Genomic DNA, 16812 nt, shown 5'->3' with positions numbered 1-16812 from the left:
CCCGCCTCCACCCTCAGGAGGTGCGGCGGGCCCGTTCCCTACGACCTGAGAGGGACCCGGGGTCGGCACCTGCGGCCGATCCCCGGGGCCCCGCGCGCTTCTAGCGTGGACCCATGACCACGCCTGTGTGCAGGGAAGCCTCCCTTCCGTCGCTGCCCGAGCCGACGTACCCGACGTTCAGCGCGTACGTGCGGACCCGGGGCGCGGCCCTGCTGCGCACCGCGCGGTCGCTCACCGCCAGCCCGAGCGAGGCCGAGGACCTGCTCCAGACCGCCCTCGCCAAGACCTGGCTGGCCTGGGACCGGATCGAGGACCAGCGGGCCCTCGACGGCTACGTGCGTCGGGCCCTGGTCAACACCCGCACCTCGCAGTGGCGCAAGCGGAAGGTCGACGAGTACGCCTGCGAGGAGGTGCCCGAGCACGCGGTGGCACCCGCGGCGGACCCGGCCGAGGCCCAGGCCCTGCGCGAGGCGATGTGGCAGGCGATCATGCGGCTGCCGGACCGCCAGCGCGCGATGGTGGTGCTCCGCTACTACGAGGACCTGACCGAGGCGCAGACCGCCGACCTGCTCGGCGTCTCCGTCGGCACGGTCAAGAGCGCCGTCTCCCGCGCCCTGGTCAAACTCCGTGAGGCCCCCGAGCTCGCCCCGGAGGCCCCGGCCCCCGCCGGCCGCGCCCTCCTGACCGCCGTCCCGACTGTTTCACGTGAAACGGGCACCGCTGTTTCACGTGAAACAGGTGCCCTCGTTTCACGTGAAACAGCGCCCTCGCCCCGTCCCGTCCGTCCCGTCGCGGTGTCGATGGCCGCCTGACCGGCCCTTCGGCCCGAGCAGGCCCGCGTCGGCCCGCGCGGGGCGATTCCGGTACGCCTCTACTCCCGGGTAGTGACAGCTCGCCCCATCGATGCGCAAAATCGACCGCACACCCTCACGACGAACCTCGCCGCGGGGTGCGCGGCCCTGCCCAGGTCGCGTCGGTCACAGCGCCCACCGGGAGGACGCTTTGCTGAGCACGATGCAGGACACGCCGCTGTTGGTCTCACGGATCCTCGAACACGGCCGTCGGATCCACGGGGGCTCACGGGTCACCACGTGGACCGGGGAGCCCGAGCCGCAGCGCCGGGACTTCGCCGAGGTCGGCGACCGGGCCGCGCGGCTCGCCCACGCCCTGCGCGATGACCTCGGGGTCGTCGAGGGCGGTGTCGTGGCGACGCTGATGTGGAACAACGCCGAGCACCTGGAGACCTATCTCGCGGTCCCGGCCATGGGCGCGGTCCTGCACCCGCTGAACCTGCGGCTCCCCGTCGAGCAGCTCGTCTACATCGTCAACCACGCCGCCGACCGCGTGGTGCTCGTCAACGGCTCCCTGCTGCCGCTGCTGGTCCCGCTGCTGCCGCACCTGCCCTGCGTGGAGCACGTGGTCGTGGTCGGTCCCGGGGACCGGAGCGCCCTCGACGTCCATGCCGCCGACCGTCCCGGACTGGTCGTGCACGCCTATGAGGAGCTGCTCGCGGGCCGGCCCACCACCTACGACTGGCCCGAGCTGGACGAGCGGACCGGTGCGGCCATGTGCTACACCTCCGGGACCACCGGGGACCCCAAGGGCGTGGTGTACTCGCACCGCTCGATCTATCTGCACTCCCTCCAGGTCAACCAGACCGAGTCGATGGGGCTGACCTCCGCCGACACCACCCTCGCCGTGGTCCCGCAGTTCCACGTGCTGGCCTGGGGGCTGCCGTACGCCTCGTTCATGGCCGGCGTGAACGTGCTGATGCCGGACCGCTTCCTCCAGCCCGAGCCGCTGGCCGAGATGATCGAACGGGAGCGGCCCACCCACGCCGCCGCCGTGCCCACCATCTGGCAGGGCCTGCTGGCCGAGGTCACCGCCCGGCCGCGGGACCTGAGCTCCATGGCCAACGTGATCATCGGCGGTTCGGCCTGCCCGCCCGCGCTGATGGAGGCGTACGAGCGGCTGGGCGTGCGGCTGGTGCACGCCTGGGGCATGACCGAGACCTCCCCGCTGGGCTCCGTGGCCCACCCGCCGCACGGTCTCGCGGCGGAGGCGGCCTGGCCCTACCGGCTGACCCAGGGCCGGTTCCCGGCGAGCGTGGAGCCGCGCCTGATCGGCCCGAACGGGGACGTGCTGCCCTGGGACGGGGAGTCGGCGGGGGAGCTGGAGGTGCGCGGTCCGTGGATCGCGGGCTCGTACTTCGGCGGGGCCGGGGCCGAGCCGCTGCGCCCGGAGGACAAGTTCAGCCCGGACGGCTGGCTGCGGACCGGGGACGTCGGGGTGATCAGCCCGGACGGCTACCTGACCCTCACCGACCGGGCCAAGGACGTGATCAAGTCGGGCGGCGAGTGGATCTCCAGCGTGGAGCTGGAGAACGCGCTGATGGCCCACCCGGACGTGGCGGAGGCCGCGGTGGTCGCGGTCCCGGACGAGAAGTGGGGCGAGCGCCCGCTGGCGACCGTGGTGCTGCGCGAGGGGGCCGAGGTGGGCTACCCCGAGCTGCGCGAGTTTCTGGGGCGCACCATCGCCAAGTGGCAGCTGCCGGAGCGCTGGAGCCTGGTGGCGGCGGTGCCCAAGACCAGTGTCGGCAAGTTCGACAAGAAGGTGATCCGGCGGCAGTACGCGGCCGGGGAGCTGGACGTCACCACCCTCGACTGACCCCGCCCGCGCGTCCCGCCCGCGCGTCCCGCCCGCGCGTCCCGCCCGCGCGTCCCGCACGCGTCCCCGACCCGACCGACCCGACCGGCCCGCGCGGCCGGTCGGGTCGCGGGCGTCAGCGGCCCCGGGTCAGCCAGCCCCGCAGCAGCCGGCTCACGGCCGGCATCGCCACGTACGTCATCAGGGTGCTGAACACGGCCGCGAACACGGCGGTCCGCAGCACCACGTTCAGGTCGATCAGGTACGGGGCCAGCAGCAGGTTGCCGGCCAGCGAGATCGGGAAGATGGCCAGCCCGGAGCTGATCGCCATCTTCCAGCGCGGCGGGGCCGGCCGGGTGGTGCCGGGCTTGGCGAACCAGGTCTCCATGCCCTGGAGTTCGCGGCGCGCGATCTCGGTGTGCCGGTGGCCCTGGCAGTTCGCGAAGAACGCGGCCCGCTCGGGGGACTCCTGCCACCGGTCGAGGGCGGCCTGGTCCCGGAAGCGGTGCACGAGGAACCAGGGGGCGCCCTCGTGGGCGGGCCGGAACAGCCCGTGCCCGAGGTGGCCCGGGAGGGCCGCGGCCGCCGCCAGGATCCCCTCGGCCCAGATCCGGAAGGCGTCCTCGTGCCCGGGTTCCACCTGCCGGGCTATCAGCAGGGTGACCTCGCCGTCGTCGGCGGGCACCCGGTGCTCACCGCCGGCCCCGCCGTCGTCGGACCGGGTCTTCTCGCTCGTGCGCGTCTTCGGGTTCGTCGTGGCCATCGGGCCAGCCTGGACTACCGGGTGCCGATCTTGGTCAGGAGGTCCACGATGCGGCCCTGGGACTCGGCCGAGGTGGAGCGTTCGGCGAGGAACAGGGTGCTCTCGCCGGTGCCGAGCCGGGCGAGTTCCTCCGTGCCGATGCCGCCGGCGGTGTAGACGACGAGCGGGGTGTGGGCCAGGAGCCCGTTCTCCCGGAGCCAGTCGACGATCCCGGCGCGTCGCCGGCGCACCTGCATGAGGTCCATGACGACGAGGTTGGGGCGGACCCGCGCGGCGAGTTCGACGGCGTCGGTGGTCGCGCCGGCCCGGCCGACCCGCATGCCCCGCCGTTCGAGGGCGGCGGTGAGGGCCCCGGCCAGTTCGTCGCGTTCCTCCACCAGCAGCACCCGCGAGGGGTGCTGTTCGCTGTCGCGGGGGGCGAGGGCCTTGAGGAGGACGGCGGGGTCGGCGCCCTGGGTGGCCTCGCGGGAGGCGTGCCCGAGTCCGGCGGTGACCAGTACGGGGACGGCGGCCGCGGCGGCGGCCTGACGCAGTTGGGTCAGGGCGGTGCGGGTGATCGGGCCGGTCAGCGGGTCCACGAACAGGGCGGCGGGGAACGCGGAGGTCTGCGCGTCCACCTCCTCCCGGGAGCGGACGATCACGGGCCGGTAGCCGCGTTCGGTGAGGGCCTGCGCGGTGGCCACGTCGGGCGCGGGCCAGACCAGCAGCCGGCGCGGGTTGTCCAGGGGCTCGGGCGGCAGCTCGTCGTCCACGGGCAGCGGCACGGGCCGTCGGCCGGTGCTCTCGGGCGAGACCTCCACCGCGCCGCCCGGACCGTCGAGGGGTTCGGGCCCTTCGGCGGCGTCGGCCGCCGGGGCGCCTATCGCGAAGGCGCGGGGCTGCCCCAGGGTCGGTGTGGGCGCCGGGATCACGGAGGGGGCCGGGGCGCCGGCCGGCCGCTCGGCGGGTTCGGCGAGCCGGCGACGGCGTCCGGACGGGCTCTCCGGGCCCTCTGTCCCGGCCGCGCCCGTCCCGTCCCGTGGTCCGGTGGCGGGTCCGGCGGGGTGGGCCACCGGGCGGGCGCCGAGGGCGCGGACGCTGACCGGGCGGGCCGCGCCGTCCTGGGACTGCCGGGCGGCGGGCACCGAGGGGGTGGGGGCCGGCGCGGCCTCGGGCGCGGGGCGGGCCCCGGGCACGGGCCAGGCCGCGGGGGCGCCGCCGGCCAGGGAGCGGCGGCGGCCGGTGGGGGTGTTCTCGGCGGTCTCGGGGGCCGGGTCGGCGGGCTCCTCCCCGGTCGCGGGCGCGCCGAGGGCGCGGCGGGCCCGTCGTCCGACGGCGCCGGCCTCCGGGGACTCGTCGGAGGGGTGCTCGGCCGGCTGCTCGCCGGTGCGGCCGGCGGGGGGCACGGGACCCGCGGCCGGGCTGTCGGCGGCGGGCAGCGCGAAACCGCCGGCCGGGGCCACCCGGGTCGCGGCCTCGGCGGCCTGCGTGGGCCCCAGGGCGCGCCGGCGGCCGGCGGGCGCGGCGCCGGCCACGGGCGGCAACGCGGGCACGGGCTGGGAGAGCGGGGCGAGACCGGTGGGCACCGGCTGTTCGTCGGCCTCGGCCCGGCCGCGCCGGCGCCCGGTGCCGGCCGATCCGCCCGGCCCCTCGGGCACGGCGGGAACGCCGGGCACGGCGGCCGGACGTGCACCCTGCACGAGCCGCCGGAGCAGTCCGTCGCCGGGGGTGGCGGGGTCGGCCGGCGGCAGCGGGATCGGCCCGGTCTCGGCGGCGGGCCCGCGCCGGCGCCCGGAGGGGGAGCCGGCGGGGTCGCCGGTGGGACCGGTGGGCCCGGAGGGGCCGGGCAGGGCCAGGGCGGCCCGCCCGTCCCGGCGCGCGGCGGCGCCGGGGGCGGCCGGGCCCTCCTCGGCGTCGAGGAAGGCGTCCACCCCGCGTCGGGGACGCGGCGGCCGGGCGGCGGCGCCGTCGGGGGCCTGGCCGTGCGGGGCGTCGTCCTCCCCGCCGTCATCGCCTCCGTCGCCGCCCTCGCCGTTGTCGGGGCCTTCAGGGCCCTCGGGCTCCGGGTCCTCGGGCAGGGTGCCGCGACCGCCGCCGATCGGCAGCTCCAGCACGAAGGCCCCGCCCGGGCTGCCGGGCACGTCCACGGTCTGGAGCATCCCGCCGTGCGCGGCGACGATCCCGCGCACCAGCGGCCCGTGCACCGGGTCCCCGCCGGGGTTGGGGCCGCGGACCTCGATCCGCACCACGTCCCCGCGCTGGGCCGCCGCGACCACGATCGTCGCGTCGGTGTAGCCGCTGCCCTGCGCCGTCTTGCCGGTGGCGTCGACCCCGGCCACGTCCGCGATCAGGTGCGCCAGGGCGGTGGCGATCCGCTCCGGGTCCAGCTCGGCCTCGATGCGGGGGGCGTGCACGGCGAACTGCACCCGGCCGGGGCCGATCAGCTCGACCGCGCCGTCCACGCCCGCGCCGACCACCGCGTCGAGGAGGGCGTTGCGCCGCTCCAGCTTCGCGGCGCCGCCGTCGAGGCGCTGGAAGGCCAGCACGTTGTCCACGAGGGTGGTCATCCGGGAGTACCCGGCGGCCAGGTGGTGCAGCAGCTGGTTGGCCTCGGGCCACAGCTGCCCGGCGTCGTCGGCCGCGAGGGAGGAGAGCTCCCGGCGCAGTTCGGCCAGCGGACCGCGCAGGGAGTCGTCGAGCACGGCCAGGAGCTGGGCGTGCCGGGCGGCGAGCGCGTCGTAGGGCCGCCGGTCGGTGAAGGTCATGACGGCGCCGACGAGCTGCTCGCCGTCGCGCACCGGGGAGGTGGTCAGGTCCACGGCCACCGGCTGCCCGGACTTCGCCCACAGCACCTGCCCGCGCACCCGGTGCTTGCGCCCGCTGCGCAGGGTGTCGGCGAGCGGGGACTCCTCGAAGGGGAAGGGGGAGCCGTCGGACCGCGAGTGCTGGATCAGGCCGTGCAGCTCGCGGTTGCCGAGGTCGGTGGCCCGGTAGCCGAGGATCTGGGCGGCGGCGGGGTTGACGAGGACCACCCGGCCCTCGGTGTCGGTGCCCACCACGCCCTCGGCGGCGGCCCGCAGGATCATCTCCGTCTGCCGCTGGGACCGGGCCAGCTCGGCCTCGGTGTCCACGGTGGAGCTCAGGTCCCGCACCACGAGCATGAGCAGCTCGTGACCGGTGAATCCGGGCTGGGCCTCGCGGTAGGCGTCGCGGCCGTCGAGGTGGGCGCTGGTGATCTCCACGGGGAACTCGTGGCCGTCGGTGCGGCGCGCGAGCATCCGGGTCGGCAGTCGACGGCTCTCCTCGCCCTCGCCGGGCCGTCGCATGGAACCGGGGATCAGCTTGGAGTCGAAGGAGGGGAAGAGGCTCAGCACGCCCCGGCCCACCAGACCGGTCCCCGGGCTCTCCAACATCTCCAACGCGATCGAATTCGCGTTGACCACCGTGCCGTTGGCGTTGACCAGCAACAACGCGTCCGGAAGGGCATCGAGTATCGCTGCGAGGCGAGCAGCGCCTCGGGATGGCCTGCTGCTCACGACGAGGATCCTCCCTGAACCACGACTACCGGCATGTCACGGAAGGATTCTAAGGCCACGCCCCGCCCGCGCGGCTGCGTCGGCGGGCCCGGAATCCGGGCCCGGCACGATCCTCCCAGGTCAGGAACGTGCGCCGGGAAGCACAGGTTCCAGCTCGTTCCACCGGGAGATCTCGCAGCCGTTGCGCCGGTGGAAGCGGGCGTCGACCCGCTGCCCGCGCCAGGTGCCGGTGACGTGGGCGGTGGCGGCCCCGCCGTCCTGGAGGGTGCACATCGCGCGCGGGGAGACCGGGGCGAAGGGGTTCTTCCCCTCCCGGGCCAGGGTCCCGAGGCGGGCGCACGCGGCCGCGGCCTCGGGGTGGCTGCCGCCCACGGGCTCGCAGGTGAGGTCGTGGGTGCCGTCGGCGAGCGGGTTGCCGGTCTCGGACACGGTCACGGTGAGCCGGTCCGGGGCGGGGGAGAAGAGGCCGGCCAGGGGCAGCGGCAGCGGTCCGGCGAGGGCGGACGCGAGGGTGGCGGCGGTGGCGAGGACGGCGAGGCGCATGATCGCTCCGGGAGAGGGACGGATCGGATACGCCCCGACCAACGACGCGGCCCGCCTCCGCGTTGCGAGCGACGCGACACGGGGGCCACTAAGCCTTTGCCCCGCGCCCCGTGTTGCCAGTACCGTGAGAGCGGATTGGTGACCGGGCCCCGGCCTGTGTCATCATCTGCACGCACCCCGCGTACGCGAGGTGTGCTGGAGGCGTCGCCTAGTCCGGTCTATGGCGCCGCACTGCTAATGCGGTTTGGGTTTTACCACCCATCGAGGGTTCAAATCCCTCCGCCTCCGCGCTCACGAGGCCCCGGTCCATTCGGATCGGGGCCTCGGCGTGTTCGAGGGGAGTGTTCGAGGGATGCGGGCGGGGCGGGTCGCCCGTTCGGCCCAGGGCCCGGAACCGATCGCGTCCGCCCCCTTGACGGGAGGCCGTCCCGGGCCGCGCCCGGGTGATGCGCGGACCTCTATGCCGGATTCGCTCCGGGGGATCGTTCGCGCAGGTCAGGGCCGGTGCGCCCAATGGATTTCGCGTCCCGGCGGGGCCCGTGTATTGTTGTTCTCGCAAGGCCAACGGGGCGAAAAACCCCGCGAAGCCCAAGCACTCGTAGCTTAACGGATAGAGCATCTGACTACGGATCAGAAGGTTGCAGGTTCGAATCCTGCCGAGTGCACAGCAGGCGAAGGCCCCGGAAGAGATTCCGGGGCCTTCGTCGTGTGTGCCGTCCCGCGCGTCCGGGGTGGTTCCGGTCGGGCGGGGTGCGCCGCGCGGCGGGGGAGAGAGGGTGCGGGGGTCCGTTTCTTGGATCCCGGGCCCGGGGATGTATGGTTGTCCTCGCACATCCGAGCACTCGTAGCTTAACGGATAGAGCATCTGACTACGGATCAGAAGGTTGCAGGTTCGAATCCTGCCGAGTGCACAGCGGGCCGAGGGCCCCGGGCTTCGAGCCCGGGGCCCTCGGTCGTTCTCAGGGAGATCCCCGAGGGGATCTCGGGGTCGGGTCGGGGTTCTCTCCGGGGCGGGCGGGGGAACCGGGTCGGTGCGGGCGGGCGTTGTGATCGGTGAGAGCACGCAACGACCGATCACGAGAACGAGGAGGGCCCCCATGGGCCTGTTCGGCAACGCGCACACCGTCAACCCCGCGTCGGCCCAATCGGACTACGCGCGGCTGCTCGGCCACGGCGAGCAGGTGCACGCTGCCTACCTGCTGATCCGCGACACCATCCTCTTCACCGACCGCCGCCTGATCCTCGTGGACAAGCAGGGGATCACCGGCAAGAAGACCGAGTACCACTCGATCCCCTACCGCAGCATCACCCACTTCTCCGTGGAGACCGCCGGACACTTCGATCTCGACGCCGAGCTCAAGATCTGGATATCCGGCACCCCGAACCCCATCGAGAAGACCTTCACCAAGGGCGTCGACATCTACGAGGTGCAGGGCATCCTCACCCAGTTCGTGGCCCGCTGACCCGCGCCGCCGCCCGGGCCGCTGTCCGAGGCGTGTGGTAGCCACGGGACGTGGACGGACACGACGGATGGTGGTGCACGGGACCGGTCTGGCGCGAGGGCCGGCCCGGGATCGGTTGGTGGGTGCCCGGAGGGGACGAACGGACCGGCGCCGTGACCCGGGGGCGGCCGCTGGCCTTCCTCGTGCACGGCCCGCGCCGCTGCCTCGGGGTGTGGCGGGCCGGGCGGCGAACCCCCTGCCCCGAGGCCGCCGAGGTGCCCGCCCGCACCGCGCGGGCCCAGTGCCCCTCCTGCGCCCGGATAGACCGGTCCTTCTCGGTGGCCGCCGACACCCACGCCGACGACCCCCGGCCCTACCGGGTCTACCTGGCCTGGTTCGGCCCCGGCCTGCTCAAGGTGGGCATCACCGGCGAGGCCCGGGGCGCCGCGCGACTCCTCGAACAGGGCGCCGTGACCTGGACCTGGCTCGGCCGGGGACCGCTGATGGCGGGCCGGCGCACCGAGGAGACCCTGCGTGCCGCCCTCGGGATCCCCGACCGGATCGGGTACGGGCGCAAGCGCGCCGCCCGCTGGGCCCTGCCGCCCGCCGGGGAACGCGCCGCCGAGGTCGCCGCCCTCCACGCGCGCGCCCTGGCCCTGCCCGGCCGCCCCGAATCGCTGGAGCCCCTGCCCTGCGAGGTGGTCGACCACGCCGATGCCTTCGGGCTGACCGGGGCGCCCGCCCCGGACCGGGTGCTGACCCACGCCCCCGACGGCCTGCTCGTCGCGGGCACCCCCGTCGGCGTGGCCGGCCCCGACCTGCACCTCGCCGAGGGGCTCGTGGTCGACCTGCGACTTCTCGCCGGCCTGCGGGTCAGCGCCCCGCCGCCCGGCCCGCGGCCCGCCGCCCCCGGGCCGGAACCCACCGCGGCCCTGCGCACCGACCGGCAGGAGGGCTTGTTCTGACCGCCCCCGCCCCGCACTCTGGGCACCGGCGATCACCGACGAGGGGCGGACGAACGTGTGCGAGGACCACGAGGACCACGAGGCCGCCGCGCACCCGGGCGGGCACACCGAAGCGCACACCGACGCGCACACCCGGGACGTGCGGGCGTTCACCGAGCGGCTGGGCCTGCCCGGCCTGGTCGACGTGCACACCCACTTCATGCCGGCGCGGGTGCTGACGAAGGTCTGGGAGTACTTCGACGCCGTGGGCCCGCTGACCGGGACCCCCTGGCCCATCACCTACCGGCACGCCGAGGACCGGCGGGTGGAGCTGCTGCGCGGCTTCGGGGTGCGCGCCTTCACCGCCATGCTCTACCCGCACAAACCGGCGATGGCCGCCTGGCTCAACGGCTGGGCCGCCGAGTTCGCCGCCCGCGTCCCCGACTGCCTGCACACCGCCACCTTCTTCCCCGAACCCGAGGCCGCCGCCTACACGGCCCGGGCCCTGGCGGACGGGGCCCGGGTGTTCAAGGCCCACCTCCAGGTCGGCGGCTACGACCCGACCGACCCGCTCCTCGACCCGGTCTGGGGCCTGCTCGCCGAGACCCGCACCCCCGTGGTCGTGCACTGCGGCTCCGGCCCCGTGCCCGGCAAGCACACCGGCCCCGAACCGATGGCCCGGGTCCTGGCCCGCCACCCCCGGCTGCCGCTGATCGTGGCCCACCTCGGCATGCCCGAGTACGAGGAGTTCGCCGACCTCGCCGACCGCCACCCCGAGGTGCGCCTCGACACCACCATGGCCCTCACCGACTTCGCGAACGGCTTCGGGACCCCGCCGCCCGGACTCCCCGCCCGCCTCGCCGACCTCGGCGACCGGGTCCTGCTCGGCACCGACTTCCCCAACATCCCCTATCCCTACGCCCACCAACTCCACGCCCTGGAACGCCTCGACCTCGGCGACCCCTGGCTGCGCGCGGTCTGCCACGACAACGGGGCCCGGCTCTTCGGCCTGCCGGCGGCCTGATTCTCAGCCGATTCACAGACAGCCCCAAGAGGGATCTCAGAGCTCCCGCCGAGGCTGACCACCATGACCGCGCCGACCGTCTCCCCCGCGTCCACGTCCACCGGGTCCGCCCCGGCCGCGCTGCTGCGGCCGGACGGAGGCCCCTGTCGGATCCTCGTCGTCGACGACGAGGCATCGCTGTCCGAACTCCTGTCGATGGCCCTGCGCTACGAGGGCTGCCAGGTGCGCACCGCCTGCGACGGCGCCGACGCCCTGAAGGTCTCCCGCGACTTCCGCCCCGACGCGGTCATCCTCGACATGATGCTGCCCGACATGGACGGCCTCGTCGTCCTCGGCCAGCTCCGCCGCCAGTTCCCGCAGGTCCCGGTCCTGTTCCTGACCGCCAAGGACTCCGTGGAGGACCGGATCGCGGGCCTCACGGCGGGCGGCGACGACTACGTCACCAAGCCCTTCAGCCTGGAGGAGGTCGTGGCCCGGCTGCGCGGCCTGATCCGCCGCTCCGGCGCCGCCCGCGCCGACCGCCCCGACTCCGTCCTCACCGTCGGCGACCTGCGCCTGGACGAGGACAGCCACGAGGTCAGCCGCGCCGGTCGCGACATCCACCTCACCGCCACCGAGTTCGAGCTGCTGCGCTTCCTCATGCGCAACCCCCGCCGGGTCCTCAGCAAGGCCCAGATCCTCGACCGGGTCTGGTCCTACGACTTCGGCGGCCAGGCCAACGTGGTCGAGCTGTACATCTCCTACCTGCGCCGCAAGCTGGAGAGCGGCCCCGGCCTCGCCCCGCTGATCCACACCCGCCGCGGCGCCGGCTACCTCATCAAGCCGGCCGAATAGTGCTCCGGGGCCGCGCCCGCCGCCCCTGGTCCCTGCGCACCCGCCTCGTGGTCTCGGCCGTCTCCCTGATCGCGGTCGTGGGCGCCGCCATCGGCACGATCACCACCCTCGCCCTGCGCGACCACCTCGTGGGCGAACTCGACGACCGGGTCCGCGCCGCCGTCCGGATGAGCGAGCGCGTCCCCGGGACCAAACCCGGACCCGACGGGGCCCGCACCGACGCCGCCGGCGCGGGCCCGGAGGGCTTCGGCATCCCGCCCGGTTCCCCCCTGGGCACCGTCCTGCTGCGCCTCGACGCCCAAGGCGGCGTGAGCGCCGGGGTGCGCACCGCGGCCGCCGCCGAGAACCACCGGCTCCCGCTGACCCCCGCCCAGACCCACGCCCTGGCCCGCACCGGCCTCTCCGGCACCCCCCGCGACCTCGACCTGCCCGGCCTCGGCGGCTACCGGGTGGCCTCCGCCGAGAGCCGGACGGGACCGACGGGCGGCCGGGTCGTGATCGGCTTCCCGCTCAGCGACGTGGACTCCACCGTCACCACCCTCGTGGCCGTCGAGGTCTGCGTCACCCTCGCCGGGATCCTCGCCGCCTCCCTCGTCGGCAGCGCCCTCGTCGGCGTGGCCCTGCGGCCGCTGCGCCGGGTCGCCGCCACCGCCGCCCGGGTCTCCGAACTCCCCCTGCACCGGGGCGAACCAGACCTGCGCGAACGGGTCCCCGCCGGCCTCGCCGACCCCCGCACCGAGGTCGGCCAGGTCGGCGCCGCCCTGAACCGCATGCTCGGGCACGTCTCCGAGGCCCTGGTGGCCCGGCAGGAGAGCGAGACCCGGGTCCGCCGCTTCGTCGCCGACGCCAGTCACGAACTGCGCACCCCGCTCGCCTCCATCCGGGGCTACGCCGAACTGACCCGGCGCGGCCGGGAGGAGACCGGCCCCGACACCCGGCACGCCCTGAACCGGATCGAGTCCGAGGCCGGCCGGATGACCGGCCTGGTCGAGGACCTGCTGCTGCTCGCCCGCCTCGACGCCGGACGCCCCCTGGAGCACGCCGCGTTCGACCCCGTGCCGCTGGTCGTGGACTCCCTCGGCGACGCCCGGGTGGCCGGCCCCGACCACCACTGGCGCCTGGACCTGCCGGACCCCGACGACCCGCTCGCGACCGCCGCCCCCGACGCGCCCGTCGAGGTGCGCGGGGACGCCGCCCGGATCCAGCAGGTGCTGGTCAACCTGCTCGCCAACGCCCGCGTGCACACCCCGCCCGGCACCACCGTCACGGCCCGTGTTTCACGTGAAACAGCGTGGACGCGGATCGAGGTGGAGGACGACGGCCCCGGCATCCCGCCCGAGACCCTCCCGCACGTCTTCGAGCGCTTCGCCCGGGGCGACGCCTCGCGCTCCCGGGTCGCCGGCTCCACCGGGCTCGGCCTGGCCATCGTGCACGCCGTCGTGGCCGCGCACCACGGCACCGTGACCGTGGACAGCCGCCCCGGCCACACCCTCTTCCGGGTCCGCCTGCCACACGCCGCCCCGCACTCACAGCCCGCCCACAGGCCCGCCACACGACCGTGACAGGGCCGCCGCCGAGGCTCGGCGCATGGCCCTCGACATCGCCCCGGGCACCCTGCCCGCACGTACCGCCCTGGCCCCCGACGCCGGCGCGCCGGTGCTCGACGTGGTGGTCCCGGTCCACAACGAGGAGACCGACCTGGATCCCTGCGTGCGCCGGCTGCACGCCCATCTGACCCGGACCTTCCCCTACCCCTTCCGCATCACCGTCGCCGACAACGCCAGCACCGACCGCACCGCCGCACTGGCCGCCGGCCTCGCCGCCGAACTCCCGGACGTGCGGGTGACCCGGCTGCCGGAGAAGGGCCGGGGCCGGGCCCTGCGCACCGTGTGGGCCGCGTCCGACGCCCCCGTCCTCGCCTACATGGACGTGGACCTCTCCACCGACCTCAACGCCCTGCTGCCCCTGGTCGCCCCGCTCATCTCCGGCCACTCCGACCTCGCGATCGGCACCCGACTGGCCCGCTCCTCCCGCGTGGTGCGCGGCGCGAAACGGGAGTTCGTCTCCCGCGCCTACAACCTGATCCTGCGCTCCTCCCTCGCGGCCCGGTTCAGCGACGCCCAGTGCGGGTTCAAGGCCATCCGCGCCGATGTGGCCCGGGGGCTGCTGCCGCTGGTCGAGGACCCCGGCTGGTTCTTCGACACCGAACTCCTCGTGCTCGCCGAACGGGCCGGCCTGCGCATCCACGAGGTGCCGGTGGACTGGGTGGACGACCCCCGCTCCAGCGTCCGGATCGTGCGCACCGCCGTGGAGGACCTCAAGGGGGTCTGGCGGATCGGCCGCGCCCTGGGCGCCGGCGCCCTGCCCCTGGAACGCCTCGCCCGTCCCTTCGGCGACGACCCCCGGGACCGGGCCGCGCTGCCCACCGTGCCGCGCGCCCTGCCCCGCCGGCTCTTCGGGTTCTGCGCCGTCGGCCTGCTGTCCACCCTGGTGTGGGCGGGGCTGTACGAGCTGCTGCGCCGGCAGGGCCTGCCCGCGCAGGCCGCCAACGCCCTCGCCCTGCTGCTCGCGGCCCTCGGCAACACCACCGCCAACCGGCGCCTGACCTTCGGGGTCCGCGGCCGGGTCCGCCTCGTGCGCCACCAGGCCCAGGGGCTGCTGGTGTTCGCGGTCGGGCTCGCGCTGACCTCCGGCGCCCTCATCGCCCTGCACGCGGCCACCCCCACCCCCGCGCGCGGCACCGAGATCGGCGTCCTGGGCACCGCCGGACTCGCCGCGACGGCCCTGCGGTTCCTGCTCTTCCGGGCCTGGATCTTCCCCGAACCCACCGACAAGGACACCGAGCGATGACCGCCCCGCCCGAGACCGCCCCGGCCGAGACCGCCCCGGCCCCCGCGCGGCCCCGCTGGGAGCGGCCCGCGCTCGCGGGGCTGCTGCTCGGCACCGCCCTGCTGCTGACCTGGGACCTGAGCGCCTCCGGCTGGGCCAACTCCTTCTACTCGGCGGCCGCCCAAGCGGGTTCGGTGAGCTGGAAGGCTTTCTTCTTCGGCTCCTCCGACGCCGGCAACTCCATCACCGTGGACAAGCCGCCGGCCGCCCTGTGGCCGATGGCCCTCTCGGTCCGCCTCTTCGGGCTGGGCTCCTGGCAACTCCTGCTGCCCCAGGCCCTGATGGGCGTGGCCGCGACCGGGGTGCTGTACGCCTCGGTGCGCCGCTGGTTCGGCCCGGCCGCCGGTCTCCTCGCGGGCGGGGTCTTCGCCCTGACCCCGGTCGCCGCGCTGATGTTCCGCTTCGACAATCCCGACGCCCTGCTGACCCTGCTGCTCGTCCTCTCCGTGCACGCGGTCATGCGGGCCCTGGACGGCGCGCACACCCGGTGGCTGGTGGCGGCGGGCGCGCTGCTGGGCTGCGCCTTCCTCACCAAGACCCTCCAGGCCCTGGTGATCGTGCCGCCGCTCGCGGCGCTGTACCTGGTGTGCGCCCCGACCCGGCCACTGCGCCGCTGGGGGCAGCTCGGGCTGGGGGCGTTGGCGCTGGTGGTCGTGGGCGGCTGGTGGCCGCTGGCGGTCTCGCTGTGGCCGGCGGACTCGCGGCCGTACATCGGGGGCTCGCGGAACAACTCGTTCTGGGACCTGACCTTCGGCTACAACGGGCTCGGCCGGATCAACGGCGAGGAGACCGGCAGCGTGGGCGGCGGCGGCGGACGCGGCGGTGGCGGGGGCTGGGGCGAGACGGGCCTCGGGCGGCTGTTCGGCACGGACGTGGGCGGGCAGATCGCCTGGCTGCTGCCGGCCGCCCTGCTGCTGCTCGTGGCCGGGCTGGTGGTGACGTGGCGGGCGCGCCGGGCCGTGGTCTCCCCGGACGCGGCGGCCCGCGCCGCGTTCCTCGCCTGGGGCGGCCCGCTGCTGCTCACGGCGGCGGTGTTCAGCCTGATGCGCGGCATCTTCCACCAGTACTACACGGTGGCGCTGGCGCCGTTCGTGGCCGCGGTGGTGGGCATGGGGGTCGCGGTGCTCTGGGAGGAACGGGGGCACCCGCTCGCGCGCGGCTGCCTCGCGGTGACCGTCGCCGGGACCGGGGCCTGGGCCTGGGTGCTGTTGGGGCGGTCGACGGACTGGCTGCCGTGGTTGCGGTGGCTGGTGGCGGGCGCCGGCCTGCTCGCGGGCCTGGGCCTGTTCCTGGCGCCCCGGCTGGGGTCCCGGGCGCGCGGCCTGTGGCCGGTGGTGGGGCTGCTGGCGTTGACGGCGTGCCTGGGCGGCCCGTTCGCGTACTGCCTGAGCACGGTGGCGAGCGGGCACACGGGCTCCATCGTGACCGCCGGGCCGGCCGTCGCGGGCGGTCGGGGCGGGCCGGGCGGGGCCGGCGGGTTCCGGGGCGGGCCGCCGCGCGGCGAGCGGCCGCCGGCGGGCGCGCCGGGGCTGCCGGGCACGGCGGCCGGTCAGGCCGGTCAGGCCGGTCAGGCCGGTCAGGGCGCGCCGGGCGGCTCCGGCGGCGCGGGCACCGGGCGGGACGGGCGGCGGTCCGGTGCGGGTGCGGCCGGTGCGGCCGGTGGCTTCGGGGGCTTCGGCGAGGCCGGGCGGGGCGGCCCGGGCGGCGGCGCCGGCGGGCTGCTGAACGGCACGAAGGTCTCGGCCGCCCTGCGCGCACTGCTGGTCGCCGACGCCGACCGGTACACGTGGACGGCCGCGACCGTCGGCAGTCAGAACGCGGCCGGCTACCAATTGGCCTCGCGGGAGCCGGTGATGCCGATCGGCGGGTTCAACGGCAGCGACCCCTCGCCCACCCCGGAGCGGTTCCGGGAGTACGTGGCCCAGGGCAGGATCCACTGGTTCCTGTCCGCCGACGGCGGCCGTGACGGCGGTCGGGGCGGCGGCTTCGGGGGGCCGGGCGGGACGGGTTCGGCCGAGATCACGACGTGGGTGGCCGAGCACTTCACGGCCCGCACGGTGGACGGGGTGACCGTCTACGACCTGACCGCCCCGCGCGCCTGAGCGTCCGCCCTCACGCGCCCGCGTCCGTCCGCCCCGCCCTCCGGTTCACCCGGTCGGGCGGGGCGGCGGCCGTTCGGGGGACGGCCGCGCGCCCCCGCGTGGCCCAACGC

General features: G+C 75.6%; 11 protein-coding genes, 3 tRNA genes and 1 pseudogene. 12 read left to right on the top strand and 3 right to left on the bottom strand.

Going from position 1 to position 16812, the window contains the following annotated elements:
* Window positions 1–113: 113 nt before the first annotated feature.
* Window positions 114–650 (top strand): annotated as a pseudogene (locus tag ACN20G_RS11650) (SigE family RNA polymerase sigma factor); the annotation flags it as partial.
* 352 nt (window positions 651–1002) lie between these two features.
* A complete protein-coding gene (locus tag ACN20G_RS11645; protein ID WP_424212670.1) occupies window positions 1003–2667 on the top strand; it encodes a long-chain fatty acid--CoA ligase in 1665 nt (554 codons plus the stop codon).
* A 115-nt stretch (window positions 2668–2782) separates the two neighbouring features.
* Here ACN20G_RS11645 and ACN20G_RS11640 read toward each other — a convergent pair whose 3' ends face one another.
* From ACN20G_RS11640 to ACN20G_RS11630, 3 genes are all read right to left on the bottom strand, one after another.
* Window positions 2783–3409: an antibiotic biosynthesis monooxygenase gene (locus tag ACN20G_RS11640; RefSeq protein WP_424212669.1), complete on the bottom strand. Its 627-nt coding sequence runs from the start codon at window positions 3407–3409 to the stop codon at window positions 2783–2785.
* A 14-nt stretch (window positions 3410–3423) separates the two neighbouring features.
* Window positions 3424–6924, bottom strand: coding sequence for a PAS domain-containing protein (locus tag ACN20G_RS11635; protein WP_424212668.1), 3501 nt, complete (start codon window positions 6922–6924; stop codon window positions 3424–3426).
* A 120-nt stretch (window positions 6925–7044) separates the two neighbouring features.
* Window positions 7045–7467 carry an SSI family serine proteinase inhibitor gene (locus ACN20G_RS11630; RefSeq protein ID WP_424212667.1) on the bottom strand — a complete coding sequence of 141 codons (423 nt, stop codon included), beginning with the start codon at window positions 7465–7467 and terminating at the stop codon, window positions 7045–7047.
* Window positions 7468–7664: 197 nt separating this feature from the next.
* Between ACN20G_RS11630 and ACN20G_RS11625 the strand changes: the two genes are divergently transcribed.
* The 10 genes from ACN20G_RS11625 to ACN20G_RS11580 all read left to right on the top strand — a co-directional run bounded on the left by ACN20G_RS11625 (window position 7665) and on the right by ACN20G_RS11580 (window position 16702).
* A tRNA-Ser gene (locus tag ACN20G_RS11625) sits at window positions 7665–7755 on the top strand.
* A 304-nt stretch (window positions 7756–8059) separates the two neighbouring features.
* A tRNA-Arg gene (locus tag ACN20G_RS11620) sits at window positions 8060–8132 on the top strand.
* 173 nt (window positions 8133–8305) lie between these two features.
* Window positions 8306–8378 (top strand) — tRNA-Arg (locus ACN20G_RS11615).
* A gap of 186 nt (window positions 8379–8564) precedes the next feature.
* On the top strand, window positions 8565–8930 hold the full coding sequence (locus tag ACN20G_RS11610; RefSeq protein ID WP_424212666.1) for a PH domain-containing protein: 366 nt from the start codon (window positions 8565–8567) through the stop codon (window positions 8928–8930).
* 50 nt (window positions 8931–8980) lie between these two features.
* Window positions 8981–9874, top strand: coding sequence for a DUF2797 domain-containing protein (locus ACN20G_RS11605; RefSeq protein WP_424212665.1), 894 nt, complete (start codon window positions 8981–8983; stop codon window positions 9872–9874).
* 139 nt (window positions 9875–10013) lie between these two features.
* Entirely contained in the window at window positions 10014–10877 is an 864-nt protein-coding gene (locus ACN20G_RS11600) for an amidohydrolase family protein (protein ID WP_424215479.1), read from the top strand.
* Window positions 10878–10940: 63 nt separating this feature from the next.
* Window positions 10941–11711, top strand: coding sequence for a response regulator transcription factor (locus ACN20G_RS11595; RefSeq protein ID WP_424212664.1), 771 nt, complete (start codon window positions 10941–10943; stop codon window positions 11709–11711).
* Entirely contained in the window at window positions 11711–13273 is a 1563-nt protein-coding gene (locus ACN20G_RS11590; protein ID WP_424212663.1) for a sensor histidine kinase, read from the top strand. The genes ACN20G_RS11595 and ACN20G_RS11590 overlap by 1 nt, the downstream gene beginning before the upstream one ends.
* Window positions 13274–13298: 25 nt before the next feature.
* Entirely contained in the window at window positions 13299–14561 is a 1263-nt protein-coding gene (locus tag ACN20G_RS11585) for a glycosyltransferase (RefSeq protein ID WP_424212662.1), read from the top strand.
* Entirely contained in the window at window positions 14558–16702 is a 2145-nt protein-coding gene (locus ACN20G_RS11580) for an ArnT family glycosyltransferase (protein ID WP_424212661.1), read from the top strand. Before ACN20G_RS11585 ends, ACN20G_RS11580 begins: the two co-directional genes overlap by 4 nt.
* Window positions 16703–16812: the final 110 nt, after the last annotated feature.

Origin of the sequence: Streptomyces dryopteridis (assembly GCF_049606955.1) — a bacterium.
GTDB lineage: Bacteria > Actinomycetota > Actinomycetes > Streptomycetales > Streptomycetaceae > Streptomyces.
The sequence above is the reverse complement of the archived record's forward strand: the minus strand, read 5'-3'. Positions and strand labels throughout refer to the sequence as shown.